The organism is Escherichia sp. HH41S (assembly GCF_009820115.1).
Lineage (GTDB): Bacteria > Pseudomonadota > Gammaproteobacteria > Enterobacterales > Enterobacteriaceae > Escherichia > Escherichia coli_F.
The window spans coordinates 370,036-390,783 of sequence record NZ_VNXE01000086.1 but is presented as its reverse complement, the minus strand read 5'-3'; the positions used below and the strand labels follow the sequence as shown (position 1 = coordinate 390,783).

Sequence of the window (20,748 nt, the reverse complement as noted above, 5' to 3'; positions counted from 1 at the left end):
GTCCGTCTATATCAGATGGGCGTCTAAGTTACCAATTCTCGTCTGATGGCTACATACGGCGGTCAGTTTACGCTTACACAGGGATGCTAGCTCCAGGTCGTACAGTTACAGCTAGTACAGCTAGTACAGCTATAGCGCTGGGGGGATCTGTATTTAGCGATGGTGCTAATATTAAGTCCCAATCTGGAACTGCTCTCGGGGCATACGCAGGTGGATATGTTGTCTAGGGGCACGGATCCGTCACCTAGGAAGCAGCTCAGTTCATCGCGCCGGTCTCCGCTGACGTAAGACCACAGCCAGCCGGAGCAGAATTTACCGCCTTTCCGGGTATCAAGGAGCCTCAGGGACGTTTCATCTGCATGAATAACTTCTCGTGTCAGAAGCTCATGGCGTAGCAGTTTTGCCAGCAGGGCCAGTAACTGAGAAGGCTGGCAGCACATCCGGATCCCCCCGGGCAGGAAGAGTGTGACAGGCTCATCCGACAATGGTCTGCCAGCAGTCATTCCGGGAGCGCCAGATCATTTACTTGCTCATGTCATTGAGGGACTGGAGCAGGGATTCTGTGATTTTCTGGGCAGCGTGTTTATGCAACTGGAACTGGGAGATAAACACCGGGGCCAGTTTTTCACACCCTGGAGTGTGGCCAGCATGATGGCGCAGATGCAGCTGGGGAATGTGACGACGCTGTTTGAGAACAAACCCTTTATCACGCTTCGTGAACCTGCCTGTGGTGCCGGCAGTATGGTTCTGGCTATGGCCGATATCCTGAATCGTTCGGGTTATCCGGCATACCGCAGGATGTGGGTGTCGGCAACGGACATTGACCCACTGGCAGCTGGCATGGCGTACATACCACTGTCGTTGTGTGGTGTGGCCGGAGAAGTGGTGATTGGCAACTCACTGTGTAATGAGCGGCGCCGGGTGCTGCTGACGCCAAGACATTACCTCGGAAACTGGTCATATCGTCTGCGCCATGTTCAGGAACAGGTAGCAGCCTGATGCTGAATGTTTTTCTATGACTAAGCCAGCCTTCGGGCTGGTTTTTGTTGTTATCCCTAAACCACCTCCTTAGGAGGTGGTTTTTTACTTTGTGAAAAATGGTAGTAGAGAGATACCCCCTTAATTAGATTAAATTTTTATCTGATACTTGAAATCAAGCGAAGCGGCACTACTTTAGCTCTGTTTGCAACAAATGCGGGGGCAATATGAGTCTTCAGAATAAATTTAAGAATTTTCATGATGCTATCAAGTTAGGAAGGAAGGACCTTGAGTACACGACGGCTCGTCTTAAGGACGATAGCATTACTGCTGATATTGTTGAACGCTTCAAAGAGGATGGATATCCGGTCATTGAGGATTTCATTCAGGGATCTTTGGCTACTTCTACTGGTATCCGGGAAAAGGGGCAGGATTACGATATTGACCGTGCGATTGTAATTGAAGCAAAACTGGCTCCAGAAAACCCGATAACACCGAAACTTGCAGTTCTTGAAGTGTTGGAAAAACGAGGTTTTAAAAATGCTAAGATTAAAAAACCTTGTGTGACTGCTGATTACAAGGTTGATGATCTTCATATCGATATTCCTATTTACCGTAAGTATGATAACGGTCAGTACGAATTGGCCGTTGGAAAGAGATATTCAGACGAGAATACTCGTGAGTGGGCCAGAGCTGCGCCACGTGAACTTATTGATTGGGTGAATAATTACGACGCTAATGAAGCTTATGGCTCGAATAAGCATGACCAATACCGGCGTATTGTCAGGTACCTCAAACGTTGGAGAAATTTCACATTTGGCGATGATGTACGTCGTAAAATTTACTCCATCGGTATTGCGGTTATGGTTAAGGAATCCTTCTTCTCTTCAATCAACGATGAAGGGTTTCCTGATGATCTCTCTGCGCTGAGAAAGACAATAAATTATATTCTCAATTATCAGAACTATTTCACCTTGGTTGAGGATGGTAAATACAGAATCAAAGTCACGCTTCCTGTAAGCCCTTACAGAGATATTTTTCATGGTAGTAGTATCGTGACAGGTACTCAGTTTCGCAATAAGCTAAGTGCGCTGTTGAAAACCTTGGATAAGGTTGCAGACGAAGATCAAGAGCCCAGACAGTGTGAATTGCTGCGAAGTGTATTTGGTGAAGATTTCCCTGAGTGTGCAGCAGCGTCATCTATTTCGTCATCCACTGTAAAAACGGTTTTTGCATCTGCTGGAGTAGTTGGGACATCGCAAGGCGCATGAATTATTCAGCCATTTTGATTCATTTAAACAAATGCGGATACAAAGTATCCGCAATTCCATCGAAGACGGCAGAGGTCGGATTTTTAACCGTCGAACTGGAGATCAACGGTATACAAGTTACTCTTTTGCATGCCGCTGTTCCTGAACTCTCGAAATTGCCGAGTTTCCTCTTGGTCAATCCATCAACATTGCCCAGACTTGCACACACCATGTTCTATCCTGATAGCCAATTTGCAAGTATTTGTGTGAATGTTCCTGATGCAGTATCCGTGAATTTTGAGTGCCCAGAGTTGGCCTTCGAGGAGTCGCTTAAAAGACATATATCTTTGTTGAGCCGAGCTTTAACGGATAGCGAATGGAATACTCAGGAATTACTTCGGGAATTTGAAGCTGGATGGTTAAATATAGTTGAGCCGGACACATCTCCTTTTCTTTGTTTAACTGAAAGTGCAACACCAGAAGAGTTGTGCGTTCTTAAGCCACGAAAAGATTACATAGGTCTGGCTAAATACTACTTAGGCTATGTAGAGGAAGCTATCCCCAAGAATATTTTTTCACCTATCAATAGGGTCATAAAAGAACGGCAGGCCGCAAATGGTAACGGATTTGTTATACCGTTGAACGTGATAAAACCTGCTCCATGGAAAAAGGATGAACTTACTGACTGGTATCTTGATCTGCTGTCAGGTCTGTCGGCGGATGTTAAGATCAAATTAATGCAACAGTTTGCTCATAAGCGTTCGCATGAGTTTTGGTTAGTTTTTAATGCCCAGACTCCTTCAGGAATTACATGGTTTGGAATCCATTTCACCCAAAAAAATTCTGGTAAAGGTCGAAAAACTTTGCCCTTCAAGCATTCTCATCTGGCAGAATGGAAGCTTGAACCCGTCAAGGTATTAACCTTTAATAAAGAAAGGATTATGCCAAGAAGTGGCGCGAAACAATCCCTTAATAGCAAGAAAGTTATGCTTGTCGGGTGTGGTTCTGTAGGAGGTGATGTTGCAGATAAACTCGCAGCTTCTGGTGTTGGCCATATAGATTTATATGATCCAGATACCCTTTCGTTGAATAATCTTTATCGGCATATTCTGCCACCGCAATATGCTTCACTTCATAAATCAAGAGCATTGTTGCATAGCCTTACAAGCAAGTATCCATGGCTCGAGATTAGGAGTTACACTGGAAAACTACTTGATTTGAGGCATCGTGACTTACTAATGAAGTATGATCTTATCATCGTAGCAATAGGATCACCGACTCAGGAACGAATGTTTCATGATTATTTGATTAGAGAAAAAATTAATGTACCGGTTATTAACACATGGGTTGAAGGTTATGGTATAGGTGGGCATGCTGTTCTGACGATTCCGGGAACAAAAGGTTGCTTACGTTGTGCATATGTTGACCCTGTAGATTTTTCAAGAGGATTAGCTTCCAACTTGAACTTCCTTGCTCCAAATCAGGATTTAACTAAAAACCATGCTGGGTGTGGTGATGCGTTCCTGCCTTATTCATACATAGCTTCAACTCAAACAGCTCTCATTACCGCTGATCTCGGAGTTAAATATCTTCTTGATAAGATTCGACAATCATCCAGAGTGAGCTGGAAAGGGAGTTCTGAGGATGCTATAGCAAATGGATTTAAATTGAGTGGGAGGTACCACACATTCACCCGTATATTAGAAGTTCTGCCTTTGTTCAATAGCGAGTGTGATATCTGCAATGGAGAATTTTGATGTGTTAATTATCAATACAGAACATTTTAATCTCCACATTTCAAAGAAAGTGAATGATATCTGGCAGGAGTATCGACAGCTCAAACCAATGGATTCTGAGGCATGTGGAGTACTCATTGGTGACAAAGATTTTGAGATTGAGCGTTACTGTTTGGTTGAAATTACAGTGCCGCAGAAAAAGGACCTATGCACAAGAATGAGTTTTACTCTCAGGGATCCCGAGCATCAGAATACAGTTGATCGACTATATAAGAATTCCAGAGGGCACTTGGCTTACCTTGGTACATGGCATACGCATCCTGAAAAATATCCTTATGCTTCATACATCGATATTAGAGACTGGAAAAATTGTAAGCTACGAAATCCAGGGCAGATGCTTTTTTTTATAATAATTGGTACGAAAAAAAACGCGCTTTACTATTTTTACAATGAAAATCTCCTGCGGCAAGAATTCTGAGGTCATCATGGATAAAGCAACTTTAATTTACCTTATTAAGCTTCTCTTTAAGCCAAAAGATCAACTCTCCAGACTTTCACTTGGGTTGATGAGTTTAGGTATGGCAGGATTAGTTGGTGGGTGGGGATTTAATATTATTTTTTCAGATGTTTTTCTTGAAAAATATAGTGATGTTATTGATAGGGTAAGTTTAAATTATCAAAAATACTCAGACATTGCTCAAATAATAAGTTTGTTTTTTCTTGTGGCAGGTTTTGTTTTATGGTGTGTTTGCGTATATTTTTCCCTTCGCGACTTGAATAAACGAGATATTGCATTAATCCGGGCGTATGGATTTGAAAATACAGATCCCCAAGCTGCAGAGAAAATGTTATCCTTTAGAGAAAAATCAAAAATTTTACATGTGGACTTTAAAGCATTTGATTCAAGAAATAAAAATAACAATTTATCCAATGCAGGTTTTATTCGGCAAGTAATTCAAGAAAGAATACATCACAGCGGTGCGACAACTGCTTATGTTGCTGCACTCGGCAGTGTACCTTATCTTTATATGATTGGTAGCTTTATGACTGATGGACACTTGACATTAAAGTTATTTGACTTTGACCGTGATAAAAAAATCTTTCATCCTCTTGATGCTCCTCCAACCAATGCAAATATAGTTAAATCATATAATAATCAGCTAATTAATGATAGCAAGTGCGTGCCATCAAATAATGAAGGAGTTATTGGTCTCGCAATTTCATTTACGATGGAGATATTAGAACGAGATCTTCCAACTGAGTTTGTTGGGCATACGCTACATGTTCAACTAAATACAGGGTTTCGATTTGATAATCTTCCTGAGGAAGAAGAACAAGAAAAAATTGTGAAAAAACTTAGTTATATTATTGCTGAATTAAAAAAACAGGCGGATGAAGTGCATCTTTTCATTTCGGCACAGGCGTCAGTAATTGTTCGGCTTGGTTCTCTATACCAGGAGGGGCTACATGGTGCAATCAATGTTTGGCACTGGAATTCTATAGCTAACTGTTATGAGTGGTGCTTAAAGATCACTGGTAAAGATTTATATTAGCAATGCGAAAAACACTGACAGACTATAACTTATTATGAATTAATATAGCGTGATGTTTAGCTTGTTCCTTTTTGGCTCGAAGCGGATAAGTTAATTGACCTTAAGGTTCGCTGTGAGCAACGTGATTGGTGCTGAGCACCGTCTTGGTAGATTCTGAAACTCCAGCGAGGATAGTGGACACCAAATAATGACTTTGTGAAAGAGATATGAACTGATCTCTTTCACGGTAATACGCATTCGGCTTAGTGTTATTACCTCTATATTGTCAGTTTAAGTTATTTTTTTTAAAGTTATGTTTGTCATATTGACAAAGAGGCCTTTGTTTTTAATCTTAAAACTCATGATTAATTATCCTTTAAAAGGATTAAACTAGAGTTTATTTGAATGAAAGTCGTATTCAATGTGATGAATGGTTTTGATAAGATTTTTCTGCCATTGGAGTTTTCTGGTTTTCATGGGCGGAATGGGTACTGTTATTTAAGAGTTCAGATTAAGCATGGCTTTATTGTTTTCTCATGTGCTCAACTATTGAACTATTATCGTACGTCAGTAACAAATGCAATTGAGCAGGTCAGAGAGGCTGCAGTTAATGCTCTCTTAAGAGAGGGGGGGCTGTCATATACGCAACAAAAAGAATTTCTGGATGTATTAAAGACATCACAACGAGTAAGCAAAGAAATTGATTTGCGGTTATGGGATTACATAAATGCCAATTCGATCTGGTTTGAATACTATAATCATAGTGAATCATTATTTCTGAATGATCATTTTCATATTGCTTCTTTTGAGGGGAACAAAAATCCTGTGTGGAGAAAAACTTCACTGGCAGATTTAGAGAAAATATATCCTGAATTTGATTTTATTATTCATAAACACCATCTTGAAAAATGGATGAATGGAGGCCTTACCGCTGAAAATGTAAAAAAAATGCTCAAAGAAAAAGGCTGGAATAACAAAATGTTGGCTGCGCGTTGGGGATGTTCGGAAGTTTGGGTGAGTAAAATTATTAATGATGAAAACCGAAAGGTTCAGTGGAATGATGCTATCAATGGGCTTCCTGTTATAAGTGACAATATGGTTTGATTAGGTGAATGCATGAGTATTTGTTTTAACTTTTTCAGATTACGCTCAATATATTCATATGCATGGGTAAATAAAGAACCCACAATTGCTTTCGAGACATGTATTGGTCGAGGCCATTTTGTATTTATGATCTTTTTTGCACCAGAAGATAAAAATATCTCTGGAGACAGTTTGTTTATTTATCTCCGTAATGTTAATGTTTTATTGCGACTAAAACTGTATGGAAGTCGAAAAAACGGTGTTTTTAACGTGTATATAACGCCCTCGCAGCAGCAAATCTTGTCAGATGAATTACAGTTGACACCTGGCGGCAGTCATTTTTCATTTAATAACTTTCTGAACGAATTAAATGACGCAATTCCGCAGACGCTTTCCTTTAAAAGAAAAATAGAAACTATCAGAACTGTATGGCCGAAAGTATGTAACTCATTAACTGGGGTTATTGATGATGCTCATAAAACTATATTAATAGGCATCAAGAAACTCCCAGAAGATCAACGTCCCAGGGAAAAAACGCTACGAAAATTGTTTACCTGTACAAACAGCCCGGCAAATGATGTCCAACACTTTATTGATATCTTGAAAAAACATAACTACACACTGATGTGGACCAGTGATCAGAGCCGGATACCAAAATCTTTTGCAGAGTTAATTAATAAAATTGTATAAATAAATCTATTGCATTAGAACAACAGACAGAACAATGATATCTGTTTTATGGATACGATGTAGCCAGTGATTTAGTGCATTGCTGGCTATATCACTTTCCCCATTTTGTGATAAGTCTGCTTTGAAACGATGGCGTCCCTTCCCCTGTATTGTGAAAGTTGCCACAGTTTTTTCTCCATATCCCTGAACATATCCGTCGTGCCTTATATAATCGACTCCATTGAGAAGCAGTCGAATAATTATTTCTGACTGTAATGGCGTTAATTTCAGTGATGGTAAAGATATCCGTGGCACCATAACGCATTTTTCATCATCAGTATAGTGGTATGCGTGAACATATATGGTGGCATTTTTTCTGATGTTGTTAAGGCTTTTCAGCAGGTCTGCAGTCAACTCCATCGCGGTGTCCTTCCGGTTGTTGTCATCTGTTGATGATGCGACCTGTTGAAAGTGTTGACGACAATTAATTCTTTTTCTCTTCTGAGAAATTTACAGAATACAAAAAAGAGTTATTTGTTCACGGTCTGTTGCTTTCTGACGATATTCCCTGCTTCATTTGCTGAAGCGGCAGGTCAGCCCGTGAAGGACAGAGCTGTGCAGTGGACCACCGACTTGGGCACACTTTCGACCCTGCAGGGCACAACCAGTGCACAGGGCGAAGCCACGGTAACGCTGACCAGCACGCAGGCCGGACAGGCCGTGGTTAATGCCACCGTGGACGGCAGAGCGGTCAGTGCACAGCCTGTCACCTTCACCCGTACCGTCCGTGGTGTCATCACGGTTGAAAAAGAGCGTGTTTATCCGGGAAGCAAACAGACGGTCACCCTGACGCTGACGGATGCCGCAGGCAACCCGGTCAGTGGCGAGCGTGTGGACTGGCATACTGACAGTGGCAGGCTCTGGCAGACACAGGAAACAACGGATGCACAGGGCCGTGCCACCACGACGTGGGAAAGTGCCACGCCCGGAACGGCCACCATTACCGCTGACGCGTATGGCCAGCAGTACACAGCTCCTGTCATCACGGTCATGCCTGCCCTGACGGTCAGCAGCGTCACCGGCATCGATGCCACCGGCGCAGATGGTCAGAACTTTGGTAAGCGTATCCCCGACAACACCTGGCCGGGCGCGAAATTCCGTGTTGATACGAAGAATGCCGCCGGCACGGTCACTTGGACCGCATCCTCACCGGCAGTGAGCATTAACGGCAATGTCATGACCGTGAAGAGCAATCCGGCAGGCGTCACCCTGACAGGCACGGATACAGACGGACAGACCGTTACCCTGAATATGGGCAGCAACTGGTTTGCGCAGAGTGCAACGGAAAGTGGTTTTCTCAACATCGATGTTCCGGGTTCGGCTATCAATACCTGTAAAGCACTTAATGCAGGTGTTGCAACCGAAAGCCAGCTGAGCGGAATCATCAGTGAGTGGGGGAACTCCAGAAATATCCGGGCTGGACATCGCTGGCCAGCAACTGGCTGTACAGCAGCACTACAGTAATACTGAGCAACGGCAGAACTTACTACCGGGCATTTTATCTGCCACAGGGTACGGTCAGCGAACTGTCCGGGCCGAGTGGTTATTACGCCTGCCGCTAATCAGTCATATAGCTGATATGTACCGGACGGAATAATTTCCCGACACCGGTAAAGAGTTAATGGTGGTGTGCACGTTCTGCAGTGATGCAGATTGTGCGCACCATTTTTTCTTTATGGGGAGCTGTATTTCACTGATGATCATACCTTCCCGTCTGGCTACAGAGTTAATTGTTGCTGCAGTATTTGCAGGCTGGTTCCCGCCCCTGCCCATGCAGTTGCTGAACCGATCACATACAAGTTTTTCTTGGCGCGTGAGACGGCCACATTGATAATGTTTGGTGGAGTTGCTGCCCACTGACGTGCTCTTTGTTGACTCGCTTTTGGAGCCCCCAACAACAGGATGACGGTGTCCGCCTCCCGGCCCTGAAATGTGTGGATCGTGCCTACACGCTCACGGCTCCATTCGCCTAACTTTACACCAAATGCTTGTAGTAGTTCAGTCTCACTATCGAGGCGTCGGCGCATTTTTTGTTCTACAATCTTGAATGGTGTGATGATAAAAACGTCTGGATTTGTAATGCCCGCAGCAACCAGTTCTTTGAGCATTTGCACAACCGCATTTCCCTCATCGGGGCACCACTTTGTTTCGGCGTTACCATTTATGTCTATCCAGCGAGATGGCCCTAATATCAAGCCGATCGGTCCTGGTTTTTTCGAACTGACGGCATGAACCATCTGCCCAGCATAAGCAATAGAGTTCGAGACATTGAACATCGGATTCTGGCATCGCCTGTGAACAAGGAGTGGCAATCCGACCTCTCGATCTCCCACATCTGTGACAAAAGTAGATTTGAAGCGTGATGCCTGATCTGCAAGGGTCTGTGTGGATGCTGTAGGGGCAGACCATTCGAGCTTATCAATGTTGAAAAACTTGCAGATTTCAGTGTTCAGTCTATCGGGAAGTGAAACCACGGGAGGTATTTGCAACGGGTCACCTACCACAATGGAGCGTTTTGCTCGCATGATCGCTCCAACTGCAGCCTGAGGAACCGCCTGGCCTGCTTCATCGATTAGAAGCCAGCCAATACTCTCCGGTGGCAGATCCCCGAACATCGTCCGGACAGAGGCGAATGTTGTGGACACCGTCGGCACCACTATGAAAAGACTAGACCAAAGATCGGGGAGAAGCTCACGTTGAGCGGGAGACTGGAAGGTACCAGCAACCATACCTGACATTAATAACCCCAGATTGTGTTGCAAGCGGCTGGCTGAAGCATCGATAAACGCTTTATGTACAGTCAGAGCGGCGGCGAACAGATCCTCTCGCAGACGATGAATCTCATCGGGAAGCCATGGTGCTGTCAGGTGGATAGTCTCGTGATCACGCTCGAAGAATAACTCGTCAATAACTCTCTCCCCCAGGCAGGATCGTGCCCGGGCTGCAGTTTCTTTCAGTTTCGAGACAGTCTGCAGTTTGCTGGAAATCTCATTTTCGAGTTGCTGTAACTGAGTCTGAACATTGCTCCACTCAGTTTCTGCAAGTTTAAGAGCTGTATCTGTGGTTTGCGCCTTCAGGATTGATTGTTGCAAGGTTGCCGAGAGCGTCTGCAGTGTCTGTCTCCACGATTTCCAGGTCGTAGTTGCGAACAAACGGGAGAAGAATCCCGGACGATTAACAAGATGACTATTGAGTAAGGCCTTGTCACACTCGACCTGTAACTTTGCCTTCTCCTGCTCCCGATGGCAGGATTCAGCCATCTGGCGTGCCTGTGCGGCGGCTTCATCCCGGTTCTGACGAAGCTGTTTCAGCTTTTGAAGTTCGATGGTCTCATCTTTGAGCGCCCGGATATCCCGGCGTATCATTTCGATACTGGCAATTTCGGCATCCACAGTCTCTTTGAGTTTAAGAAATGTGGTTCGCGCTTTTTGCCAGGCAGCCAGAGCGTCTGCTTCGTTAGTACTTGGGCGTTCATTAACAACCACACTGGGCATTACACGATTAATAATTTTGCCAGTTCGTTCGTCCTTGATCTCACGCATGACATTCATACCGCGAGCTGCTTTCAGATAGGTAAGAAATCCTCCGTCTTCATTCCACCAGAAACTCTGCTGAAATGCTCCCCGGTTGCTGCTTTTGCCGAGAGTGGCGGCGATTAATCCCCAGGTTTCAACAGGATTTGAGGAGGAAGAAATCTCGGCTTCAAAATGGCCAGCACGTTCGGGGTTTGCGATTAGGTCACTGATGGAGCGGAAGTAGGCGATTTGTTCATGCCGACCATTGGCTTCTTTGAGAGGGAGTTCTTTACTGACGTTTTCAACAGCTTTGTTATTGGAAGATGTTACAACGATTTCATGGCCCTTCAAAGATGAATGTAATTTGTAGAAGTGCAGAAAGGCACTGGAACCGAATGCCTGTTTTTCGCCGGTTGTGGAAAAGGCATCCTGCGGTTTGCTGAAACAGGACATCGCAGTGGCTCGATCAAGAATGCAGCCAACAACTATATCCCGGAGAAGAGTGGTTTTTCCGGTTCCTGGAGGACCATTGACGCTGATGATACCAGGAGCATCAATTAACTCAGCACGTGCAGCATTAACGGCAGCTTGTTGAAGCAGTACTAATGGATGACCACCTTGTGAAGGCCAGCGAGCCAGTGGCATGAGCGACGGTGCAACGAATGGCTCGATAGTGGAAATGGGTGACAACATATCAATTTTCTGCTCTGGCCGGCCAATTCCCATGTAGCGACGCAAACCGATACCGGCTTTGCCTGCCTCGAACAATTCTGCAGCTTCGACGAGATCTTCAAGATAGAAAGAGTTCAGTAAGGAAGGTTCAGGTGGCACTTTGGCTTTGATATGGTGAAATACCTTGAGTACGAATGTGGGGGGCTCAACCAAATGCCCGGGGATACCGAATTGCGACACAAGCCATGTATGAGCATTAAGAATAACATCCAGATCGAGCGGTATGGGATTTCCATTGTTATTGTAGCGGCGAACTATCCGACCCAAATGTTTGATGATGTGAGGTTCTACTTTCGGCCAGGTTCCTAAACTTCCGAGTTTCATATCCAGTGCCTGCTTGAGTGCCCAGGCAAAGCTGGAAACGGCGATGCCCTTATTTTCAAGTACATAGCCATTTTTGTCGATTAAGAGAGAGCCGATAGCTACTTTTTTACCGTCCGGGCGTGAAAATTCTTCGTCCTCGCCAAAAATCTTGACCAGATCTTCTGTTGCTTTGTCGAGAGTTATGGCACCGAGGATGACTTCGAAATAAAGCTTATAGTTGGGTTTGCTACAGGCATTTGGCCCCCAGGGAATGCCTCGCTCTAACAGGACAACTCTGGAACGGTCGCCGGCTGCCATGTCTTCCGGGTGTTTATAACTTTGAGGCGACAATGCTTCGAGAGCTGTCCATGCTGTCAGTATCGCGCGCGTATCATTTGCTTTACCTGCTGACAAGAACGGTGGGAGCGGATCCAGATCGACTTGGTTGTCGTTGATGGAATTCATGTGACTGTTTAGAGCCTGCTTGATTTTTGTCGTCAGTGCCTGAGCCCTGGATGTGTTTCGAAAACTCAGCTCGTTTAATAACTTTTCAAGTTCACGAATGTTGTTGTGCGAACGCTCGAAGATTGCTTCCAGATCGAAGATTGATTTTTGCGCATACTGCCTTGTCATCATTTATTTCCACGGTCCTGTATCCCCATCGGTCGAGATATTTTATGTCAATTAGTTTGATTTCTAAAATTGTTAACTTCTGCTCTTGATTCGGAGCAGGCATGTTGACTGGCAGGCAGAGCATCACTGGCCGGGATATGCCGGGAGATATATTTTCTTACGTTGTTCATATAGTAGCTGACCGAGAAATACTGAGCGTCACATCATTTCCTGCAGGCTTATGTTAATAACGCTCAGATTACAAAACCGTCCTACCGGACAGAATAATTTCTCAGTACCGGTAAAGAGTTAATCATGGTGCGCACGTTCTGCAGTGATGCAGAGTGTGTGTACCATTTTTTCTTTACAGGGGGCTGTATGTCACTGACACCTACCGATGAACAGTCTGCCATTATCCACTGGCAGGGGCAGAAACTGGTTGTGAACGCCTTTGCCGGCACAGGAAAGACCAGTACCCTGGTTCAGTATGCACTGGCAAACCCTGACAGCAGAATGCTGTATCTGGCTTACAACCGAGCCGTACGTGATGAGGCTGAGCGTAAATTTCCGTTTAATGTGGAGTGCAAAACCTCCTACCAACTGGCCTGGTCACGCTTTGGTAAGCATTACCAGAATCGCCTGGTTGCCAGCCTGCGTATCACGGATGTGGCCAGAAAGCTGAACACCCGTCACTGGCTGCTGGTTCGTCTTGCACTCAGCAGTCTGAATCAGTTTCTGTGCAGTGCTGACAAAGAGCCGGGGCTGCAGCATTTGCCGGATGAGGACGCCCGGGCTGGTACAGATGTCTCAGCCATTCTGCAGGCAGTACAGGTGCTATGGTATGAAATGAGTCGCCCTGATGGCATATTTCCCGTCACGCATGATACCTACCTGAAGCTGTTCCAGTTGTCATCCCCGGACCTGTCCCTGCGCTGGGACACCATTCTGTTTGATGAGGCACAGGACGCCAATCCGGTGACGTCTGTACTGGTGCTCAGTCAGCCCTGCAGGGTGATTCTGGTGGGCGACCGTTACCAGCAGATTTACCGTTTTCGTGGTGCCGATAATGCGCTATCTCATCCTGTTCTGAACGATGCAGACCGTCTGTGGCTGACGCAGAGCTTCCGCTTTGGCCCGTCAGTGGCCCGGATGGCGAATCTGCTTTTGCAGCGTGCCGGTGAGACACGACAGGTGACCGGCAGTGGCGGGGAAGATGAAGTACTGATGAGCCGTACCGGCGCGGATAAACCGGAAGGGCACCGGACGGTACTGAGCCGGATGGTGGCAGGGGTGATATGCACGGCGCTGATGGCCAGTCTGAGCGGCAGGAAGGTGTACTGGGTGGGCGGTATTGAAGGTTACCGGACTGAGGCACTGGAGGACCTGTACTGGTTTTCTGCCGATATGCCGGAAAAAATGCAGTCTGATGTTCTGCTGCGGGATTACCGCGATTTTGATGAATACTGCCGGATAGCCAAATCCACCCGGGATGTGGAGATGAATCAGGCCATTCGCCTGCTGGATATCTGTTTTCCGTTGCCGGTGAAACTGAAGCTTCTGCGGGAGCACACCGTCACGAGTGAGAAGGATGCGGATATTACCGTGTCAACGGCTCACCGCAGTAAGGGACTGGAATGGCCGGTGGTGATACTGGATGAGGATTTTGCGGATATCACCGACCCGCTGATGCCGGAAGATGAACGGAGGGACGAAACTAACCTGTTGTACGTTGCGGTCACCCGGGCTCGTAAAACCCTGGTGCTGAACAGCCTGATGCGCCAGCTGGTTGCAGAAGAGGCTGGCAGAGATGAACAAAGCCAGAAAGCAACAGAGGCATCACCGTCAGAAAACGGGGAAAACGATGCCGTATACGGGCAGGAGGGTGAAAATGCTTAATCGCCTGAAAAAACTGCTTTCCGGTAACAGCAATACCAGCGGTACTGAGACAACCACCCCGGAAACCGCACGCCAGCCGGAACATCTGCCGGAAGGTTTTTATATACCCCGGACTGCAGAGGAGCTGACGTCCACACCACGCAGGAAACAGTGTCTGAAGCAGTTATGGGAAAACAGCAGTATGCCATCCGACGTGTATCAGCAGTTCTGTCTGGCGCCGGTACAAAAACTCCTGATGGCAGCGCAGAACGTTCCCGCTGCCAGAGACTCCCGGTGGGCAGATGCCAACGGTTTTGGCGACCTGACGCTGCAGTTCACCACCTATGCCGTTCGTCTGGCCAGAGGATATATGTTTCCGCCCGGTGCCACACCGGAAGAGCAGGCCGCACAGTCTGGTGTATGGAATGCCGTGGTGTTCTGGTCGGCACTGTTTTATCACCTGCCACTTCTTGCACACCTGGAGGGGGAACTGGTCAGCGGAAAGTTATGGCAGCCGGGGATGTCATCGCCGGATGAAGCATTTCGTTTTCGCTACAGACAGCAACATCTGCAGGGCACAGAGGCTCAGCAACTGGCAGCGGTGATGGCCGGGCAGTTGTTGCCGGAGGGGGCGACAGCCTGGCTGGCCACTGTGCCGGGGGCATTACAGAATCTGGCGGGAGCGTTCTGGCATCAGCATCCGGAGATGGCATTGATTCGTTCAGTTCTGAAAACAGCGGCAGAAGAGGTGGAGAGTCCGCTTCTTGCGTCGCCAGTAACGGAACCCGTAACGGCACCTTTGCCTTCAGAAACCACTGTGCAGTCTGAAGACAATGTGCCATCTGACAGCCAGCCAGAAACATCAACAGAGGCCATTGCGCCGGAAATGCCGGCGGTCGTCACGGAGGTGGGCGAATTTACGCTGCAGCCCTCTGTTTCAGGAAGTGGTGAGGCCGAAGCAGTAGTCCCGGATACGTTGCAGTCTGCAACAGACACGGAGGAAAAGGCACCTGAGGAGCAGAGTGTTCATGATTATACCGATATGCTGCTGAGCCTGTTTTCAGCAGTCAGTGATGACACAGAGCTCTCGGAGGTTGATGTGGCAGAACCTGTTGAAAATAAAGAGACAGTTTCTGATGAATCAGGTTGTGCAAACAGTGAACAGGCTGGTGCGGAAAGTGATCCTGCGCAAGACACGGGGATTTTGGGCTCTGTTTTATGTATCAGTGAGCCGGCTCAGGAGATAAAAAAATCACCAGAGCACTCACAGGACCGGAACAGTACGGAAAATGTCAGGGCTCCAGGCAGTAGTGGTGAATTTGTTGAATGGCTCAGACATGGACTGGATTCGGGAGAGATCCCGGTGAATCAGCCTGATGCCAGAGTTCATCTGATTGCCGGATATGCTTTTCTGCGTGTGCCGGATGTGTTTTACCTGTATCTGAAACAGACGGGGAGTAACCACGATCGCCGTTATGTTCAGTCCGTATTTGAGCGTGCGGGACTTCACCAGGTTCGTTCCGGGGAGCGTTTTGTTCAGGCCAGGTTGTATGATTCGGCGGAACGAAAAGGGCGTTATCAACCTGTCAGCGGTTATCTGGTGAAAAGCCGCAGTCTGTTCAGCGGAAAAGGGCTCCCCGGAGACAGCCCGTTTATCACATTTCCGTGACGGAATGCTGCGGGGAAGGAATGATTTGTTATGGAGCTTTTATGGGATCAAAGAAGGCCGGGAAACTGACCTGGGATGAATTGCTTGATGAGTATTTTTTCTCGAGAAACTTGCGTCCGGATACGGAATGGAGTTACCGCAAGGTTGTCCGGGGATTTGTTGATTTTATGGGCGAGGGGGTATTTCCGGCAGATGTGACCCAGCGCGATATTCAGCGCTGGCGACGTCAGGTTCTGAAAACGCAGTCACTTTCAACATACACGTGGAATAACAAGGTGGCGCATCTCCGGGCAATTTTTGGTTTCGGGATCAAAAAAGGGCTGCTGCCTCAGACAGAAAACCCGTTATGTGAGGCATCGGTGGCAAAGGAGGCGAAAAAGAAGAAGACGCTGAACAAAGATCAGATGATCCAGGTTTATCTGGTTGTTCAGAAGTTTGCTGAATATGAAACACAGCAGAGAGTACCCTGCGATCGGCGACGTAATGCCCTGTATCCGGCAAGATACTGGCTGACGGTTCTGGATGTGTTGCGTTATACCGGGATGCGCTTTAATCAGCTGCAGCATATCAGGCTGAAGGATGTTCGTCCCGGAGAAGGAGTGATTGAACTGCAACTGGAGGGGAGTAAAACACACCGTGAGTGGTGTGTGCCGATCGTGGCACCACTGAAAGCGCCCCTGGAACTCCTCCTGTCACGGGCCCGGCGTCTGGGAGCCGGGCCTGATGATTTTTTGTTTGATGTCTGCCGGTTTACAGACTGCATTGAGCCTGATGATTATGTGTATTGTCCGGCGCGGGCCCATCAGGCGGTCAAGGGATTTTTCAGACGTCTGTCACGGGAGTGTGGTTTTCTGGTTTCTGCCCACCGTTTCAGGCACACGCTGGCGACGATTCTGATGGAGTCACCGGAGCGAAACATGCATCTGGTTAAATCCATGCTGGGGCATCAGAGTATTGCGACGACCATGGAGTATGTGGATGTCAGTGTTGCATCCGCAGCCGGAACGCTGGAGACGGCGCTGGGTCTGTATACCGACACACGAACGGTCAGTGAGGTTTGTAAGGAGAAAGAGAACAGGGAAGAAGAGACGGAAAATTAACACAGCTTGACAGGGATATTTCAGGTTGTAAGAATATACAGCAACGAGAACAGGGTGTCTGCGCTAACAGACACCCTGTTTGAGGATGCGATTCTGAATTCAACCAGTGTAACCTAACTACGCTGATGGAGATTCCGTAATGACCGAATCCTGTATTAAACGCCCGTTAAGGATCTCATCCCTTAACCAACGTGCTTTGATGCGGTGGTGCCCGGACTCGGAATCGAACCAAGGACACGGGGATTTTCAATCCCCTGCTCTACCGACTGAGCTATCCGGGCAACGGGGCGCATTAAACCTGATTCGCCTCGTCTCGTCAATCAAATTTCTTCAATTTACTGCAGACTGCACAATCTATCATCACTTTGCCGCTATTGCACGCATTGTCAGGCAAACCAGGCGGTCCAGGCGGCGGAAAGCGGCATTGCCAGAAGCAATGCTGGAAGCATGTTGACCACCGGGAACATTTTAATGCCACAAATGCGTAATCCGGTTGCCAGCAGCAATAAACCGCCTACAGCGCTGAAGTCTGCCATCATCGACGGTGTGGTCAGCGGTAATATCAGCGCGGCAGCCCACGCCAGCGTTAACTGGATGATCAGTAATGGGATACTAATTACCGACACCGCAATACCCAACGAGCAGGCGAAGATCATCGCCGTAAAGAAATCGAGAAATGACTTGGCGATTAAAATACTCGGATCGCCGGTCATCCCTTCGTTCATCGCCCCGAAGATCCCGGTGCCGCTGGCGCAAAACAGGACAATAATCGCGACATAATTCTGAATAAAAGATTCATGCGCTGGCTTCTTACGTGAGTGGCGAAACAGATTTTGCGCTTTGGCGACCACTGTATTGACGCCTTTTTCCAGCAGACAAATTTCGCCAATTAGAGCGCCAAGTAGCGTAGCTAAAACCATCGCTGGAAGGTTGGCGCATTTCACCACCAGTAAAATACCAATCCCCAGCGATGCCAGACCAAAAATAGATGTCATGGAAACGCGGATACGTTCCGGTAAACGTTGGCTGAGCAGAGCGCCGATAACGCCACCCAGTAAGACTGCACTCGCGTTGATAAAAGGGCCGATGACCACAAGAGTTCCTGTTAACTGTATTGTTTGATTTTCTTATTATGAACTTTTTGCCTTGTTGATGGCTTGTTTGGTCGCAAAGTCCTGGCTTGCACGCTTTAGCGAAAGGTGCCATGATTGCGCGAATTTTCTCCTCTCTGTACGGAGTTTGCCCGATGCACGCCACCTCCTTACATTCTCTCGCTTATCGCCGTTTCGCGCGAAACTCCTCCCTTTTTCTGCTCATGCGGTGAAGTTAACGCACGCTCACTGCAGGACAACAGTAAAATCAGAGCGTTTCTGCTTTTACTGATGTCTGGCGGTCGGAGCTGGTGACCAGTTTGACCCATATCTCGTGGGGCAGGGTTTTTCACCTTGTCCGGTATTCTTACTTCCCCGAAACGGGTTTTGCGCTTATGAAATCAATGAATATTGCCGCCAGTAGTGAACTGGTATCCCGACTTTCTACTCATCGCCGCGTGGTGGCGTTGGGAGATACTGATTTTACGGACGTCGCGGCAGTCGTCATTACCGCTGCGGATAGTCGCAGTGGCATTCTTACGTTGCTTAAGCGCACCGGTTTTCATCTACCGGTGTTTTTGTATTCCGAACATGCTGTTGAATTACCTGCGGGCGTTACGGCGGTAATCAACGGCAACGAGCAGCAGTGGCTGGAGCTGGAATCCGCAGCCTGTCAGTATGAAGAGAATTTGCTGCCACCGTTTTATGACACGCTGACGCAGTACGTTGAGATGGGCAATAGCACCTTTGCTTGCCCTGGGCATCAACATGGTGCTTTCTTTAAAAAGCATCCTGCCGGACGCCATTTTTACGATTTCTTTGGCGAGAACATCTTTCGCGCCGATATGTGTAACGCTGACGTAAAATTGGGCGATCTGCTTATTCATGAAGGATCGGCGAAAGATGCGCAGAAATTCGCAGCCAAAGTCTTTCATGCCGATAAAACCTATTTTGTACTGAACGGCACATCGGCAGCGAATAAAGTGGTGACGAATGCGCTATTAACGCGTGGCGATCTGGTGCTCTTCGACCGTAACAACCATAAGTCGAATCATCATGGCGCGTTGATTCAGGCGGGGGCGACGCCGGTCTATCTGGAAGCTTCACGCAACCCGTTTGGTTTCATTGGTGGTATTGATGCGCACTGCTTTAATGAAGAGTATCTGCGCCAGCAAATTCGCGACGTTGCGCCAGAAAAAGCCGACCTGCCGCGTCCGTTTCGTCTGGCGATTATTCAGCTGGGAACCTATGACGGCACTGTCTATAACGCCCGACAGGTGGTCGATACCATTGGGCATCTGTGTGATTACATTCTGTTTGATTCCGCGTGGGTCGGTTACGAACAGTTTATCCCGATGATGGCAGATAGCTCGCCGCTGCTGTTAGAGCTTAACGAAAACGATCCGGGGATCTTTGTGACGCAGTCGGTGCATAAACAGCAGGCGGGCTTCTCGCAGACATCGCAGATCCATAAAAAAGATAACCATATTCGCGGGCAGGCGCGTTTTTGCCCGCATAAGCGGTTAAATAATGCCTTTATGCTCCATGCTTCTACCAGCCCGTTCTATCCGCTGTTTGCCGCGCTGGACGTTAACGCCAAAATTCATGAAGGGGAGAGTGGGCGTCGGCTGTGGGCGGAGTGCGTTGCGTTGGGGATTGAAGCCCGGAAGGCGATTCTTGCGCGCTGTAAGCTGTTCCGCCCGTTTATTCCACCCGTTGTTGATGGCAAATTGTGGCAGGATTATCCGACGTCAGTGTTAGCCAGCGACCGTCGTTTTTTCAGTTTTGAGCCGGGGGCGAAGTGGCACGGCTTTGAAGGATATGCCGCGGAGCAGTATTTTGTCGATCCGTGTAAGCTGTTACTGACCACACCAGGTATTGATGCTGAAACCGGTGAATATAGCGACTTTGGCGTTCCGGCGACGATTCTGGCGCATTATCTGCGTGAGAACGGTATTGTGCCGGAGAAGTGCGATCTCAACTCCATTCTGTTCTTATTAACGCCGGCGGAAAGCCACGAGAAGCTGGCACAACTGGTGGCGATGCTGGCGCAGTTTGAACAGCATATTGAGGATGACTCACCGCTGGCTGAGGTGTTGCCGAGCGTTTATAACAAATATCCGGTGCGCTATCGCGACTACACTTTGCGCCAGTTGTGTCAGGAGATGCACGATCTGTATGTCAGTTTCGACGTTAAAGATCTCCAAAAAGCGATGTTCCGCCAGCAGAGTTTCCCGTCAGTGGTGATGAACCCCCAGGACGCGCATAGCGCTTATATTCGCGGTGAAGTGGAGTTGGTGCGGATTCGTGATGCCGAAGGGCGAATTGCGGCAGAAGGGGCGTTGCCTTATCCACCAGGCGTGCTTTGCGTGGTACCCGGGGAGGTCTGGGGCGGGGCGGTCCAGCGTTATTTCCTTGCGCTGGAAGAAGGGGTGAATTTGCTGCCAGGTTTTTCACCGGAGCTGCAAGGTGTCTATAGCGAAACCGATGCGGATGGTATGAAACGGTTGTACGGGTATGTGTTGAAGTAAGAATAAAAAAAC

General features: G+C 47.5%; 16 protein-coding genes, 1 tRNA gene and 1 pseudogene. 13 read left to right on the top strand and 5 right to left on the bottom strand.

Annotated features, from left to right (window positions below):
* Window positions 1-86 precede the first annotated feature (86 nt).
* Window positions 87-518, bottom strand: a pseudogene (locus FQZ95_RS26750) (IS66 family transposase); the annotation flags it as partial.
* On the opposite strand from FQZ95_RS26750, the gene FQZ95_RS17855 reads away from it, so the two are divergent.
* From FQZ95_RS17855 to FQZ95_RS17825, 7 genes are all read left to right on the top strand, one after another.
* Window positions 466-999: an N-6 DNA methylase gene (locus tag FQZ95_RS17855; protein ID WP_254894196.1), complete on the top strand. Its 534-nt coding sequence runs from the start codon at window positions 466-468 to the stop codon at window positions 997-999. The pseudogene FQZ95_RS26750 and the gene FQZ95_RS17855 sit on opposite strands and share 53 nt — an antisense overlap.
* A gap of 206 nt (window positions 1,000-1,205) precedes the next feature.
* Window positions 1,206-2,249: a nucleotidyltransferase domain-containing protein gene (locus tag FQZ95_RS17850; RefSeq protein ID WP_080171765.1), complete on the top strand. Its 1,044-nt coding sequence runs from the start codon at window positions 1,206-1,208 to the stop codon at window positions 2,247-2,249.
* Complete coding sequence (locus FQZ95_RS17845; protein ID WP_160530472.1) at window positions 2,246-3,985, top strand: ThiF family adenylyltransferase; 1,740 nt, start codon at window positions 2,246-2,248, stop codon at window positions 3,983-3,985. Before FQZ95_RS17850 ends, FQZ95_RS17845 begins: the two co-directional genes overlap by 4 nt.
* A 1-nt stretch (window position 3,986) precedes the next feature.
* On the top strand, window positions 3,987-4,442 hold the full coding sequence (locus FQZ95_RS17840) for a Mov34/MPN/PAD-1 family protein (protein WP_254894197.1): 456 nt from the start codon (window positions 3,987-3,989) through the stop codon (window positions 4,440-4,442).
* 7 nt (window positions 4,443-4,449) lie between these two features.
* Window positions 4,450-5,517: an SAVED domain-containing protein gene (locus FQZ95_RS17835; protein WP_080171768.1), complete on the top strand. Its 1,068-nt coding sequence runs from the start codon at window positions 4,450-4,452 to the stop codon at window positions 5,515-5,517.
* A gap of 384 nt (window positions 5,518-5,901) precedes the next feature.
* Window positions 5,902-6,600, top strand: a complete 699-nt coding sequence (locus FQZ95_RS17830) for a hypothetical protein (protein ID WP_080171769.1) — start codon at window positions 5,902-5,904, stop codon at window positions 6,598-6,600.
* 126 nt (window positions 6,601-6,726) lie between these two features.
* Window positions 6,727-7,269, top strand: coding sequence for a hypothetical protein (locus FQZ95_RS17825; RefSeq protein ID WP_160530471.1), 543 nt, complete (start codon window positions 6,727-6,729; stop codon window positions 7,267-7,269).
* 6 nt (window positions 7,270-7,275) lie between these two features.
* On the opposite strand, the gene FQZ95_RS17820 is transcribed toward FQZ95_RS17825, so the two are convergent.
* Window positions 7,276-7,668 carry a hypothetical protein gene (locus FQZ95_RS17820; protein ID WP_160530470.1) on the bottom strand — a complete coding sequence of 131 codons (393 nt, stop codon included), beginning with the start codon at window positions 7,666-7,668 and terminating at the stop codon, window positions 7,276-7,278.
* 195 nt (window positions 7,669-7,863) lie between these two features.
* On the opposite strand from FQZ95_RS17820, the gene FQZ95_RS17815 reads away from it, so the two are divergent.
* Complete coding sequence (locus FQZ95_RS17815) at window positions 7,864-8,772, top strand: Ig-like domain-containing protein (protein ID WP_325848303.1); 909 nt, start codon at window positions 7,864-7,866, stop codon at window positions 8,770-8,772.
* Between the two features lie 254 nt (window positions 8,773-9,026).
* On the opposite strand, the gene FQZ95_RS17810 is transcribed toward FQZ95_RS17815, so the two are convergent.
* A complete protein-coding gene (locus FQZ95_RS17810; protein WP_160530469.1) occupies window positions 9,027-12,494 on the bottom strand; it encodes a DEAD/DEAH box helicase in 3,468 nt (1,155 codons plus the stop codon).
* A 354-nt stretch (window positions 12,495-12,848) separates the two neighbouring features.
* Here FQZ95_RS17810 and FQZ95_RS17805 point away from each other — a divergent pair, with 354 nt between their 5' ends.
* From FQZ95_RS17805 to FQZ95_RS17795, 3 genes are read left to right on the top strand one after another with little or no spacing between them, the layout of a single operon-like run.
* Window positions 12,849-14,366 (top strand): UvrD-helicase domain-containing protein, encoded by a 1,518-nt coding sequence (locus tag FQZ95_RS17805; protein WP_160530468.1) that lies wholly within the window; start codon window positions 12,849-12,851, stop codon window positions 14,364-14,366.
* Window positions 14,359-16,014, top strand: coding sequence for a TraI domain-containing protein (locus FQZ95_RS17800; RefSeq protein WP_160530467.1), 1,656 nt, complete (start codon window positions 14,359-14,361; stop codon window positions 16,012-16,014). Before FQZ95_RS17805 ends, FQZ95_RS17800 begins: the two co-directional genes overlap by 8 nt.
* A gap of 41 nt (window positions 16,015-16,055) precedes the next feature.
* On the top strand, window positions 16,056-17,114 hold the full coding sequence (locus FQZ95_RS17795) for a tyrosine-type recombinase/integrase (protein ID WP_107135852.1): 1,059 nt from the start codon (window positions 16,056-16,058) through the stop codon (window positions 17,112-17,114).
* 205 nt (window positions 17,115-17,319) lie between these two features.
* On the opposite strand, the gene FQZ95_RS17790 is transcribed toward FQZ95_RS17795, so the two are convergent.
* Together FQZ95_RS17790 and FQZ95_RS17785 are read right to left on the bottom strand one after the other, a co-directional pair.
* Window positions 17,320-17,395, bottom strand: a tRNA-Phe gene (locus tag FQZ95_RS17790).
* Window positions 17,396-17,500: 105 nt separating this feature from the next.
* Complete coding sequence (locus FQZ95_RS17785) at window positions 17,501-18,208, bottom strand: DUF554 domain-containing protein (RefSeq protein WP_105276729.1); 708 nt, start codon at window positions 18,206-18,208, stop codon at window positions 17,501-17,503.
* A gap of 152 nt (window positions 18,209-18,360) precedes the next feature.
* On the opposite strand from FQZ95_RS17785, the gene FQZ95_RS26490 reads away from it, so the two are divergent.
* A complete protein-coding gene (locus tag FQZ95_RS26490) occupies window positions 18,361-18,438 on the top strand; it encodes a hypothetical protein (RefSeq protein ID WP_212734103.1) in 78 nt (25 codons plus the stop codon).
* 162 nt (window positions 18,439-18,600) lie between these two features.
* Complete coding sequence (speC, locus tag FQZ95_RS17780; RefSeq protein WP_105278315.1) at window positions 18,601-20,736, top strand: ornithine decarboxylase; 2,136 nt, start codon at window positions 18,601-18,603, stop codon at window positions 20,734-20,736.
* Window positions 20,737-20,748: the final 12 nt, after the last annotated feature.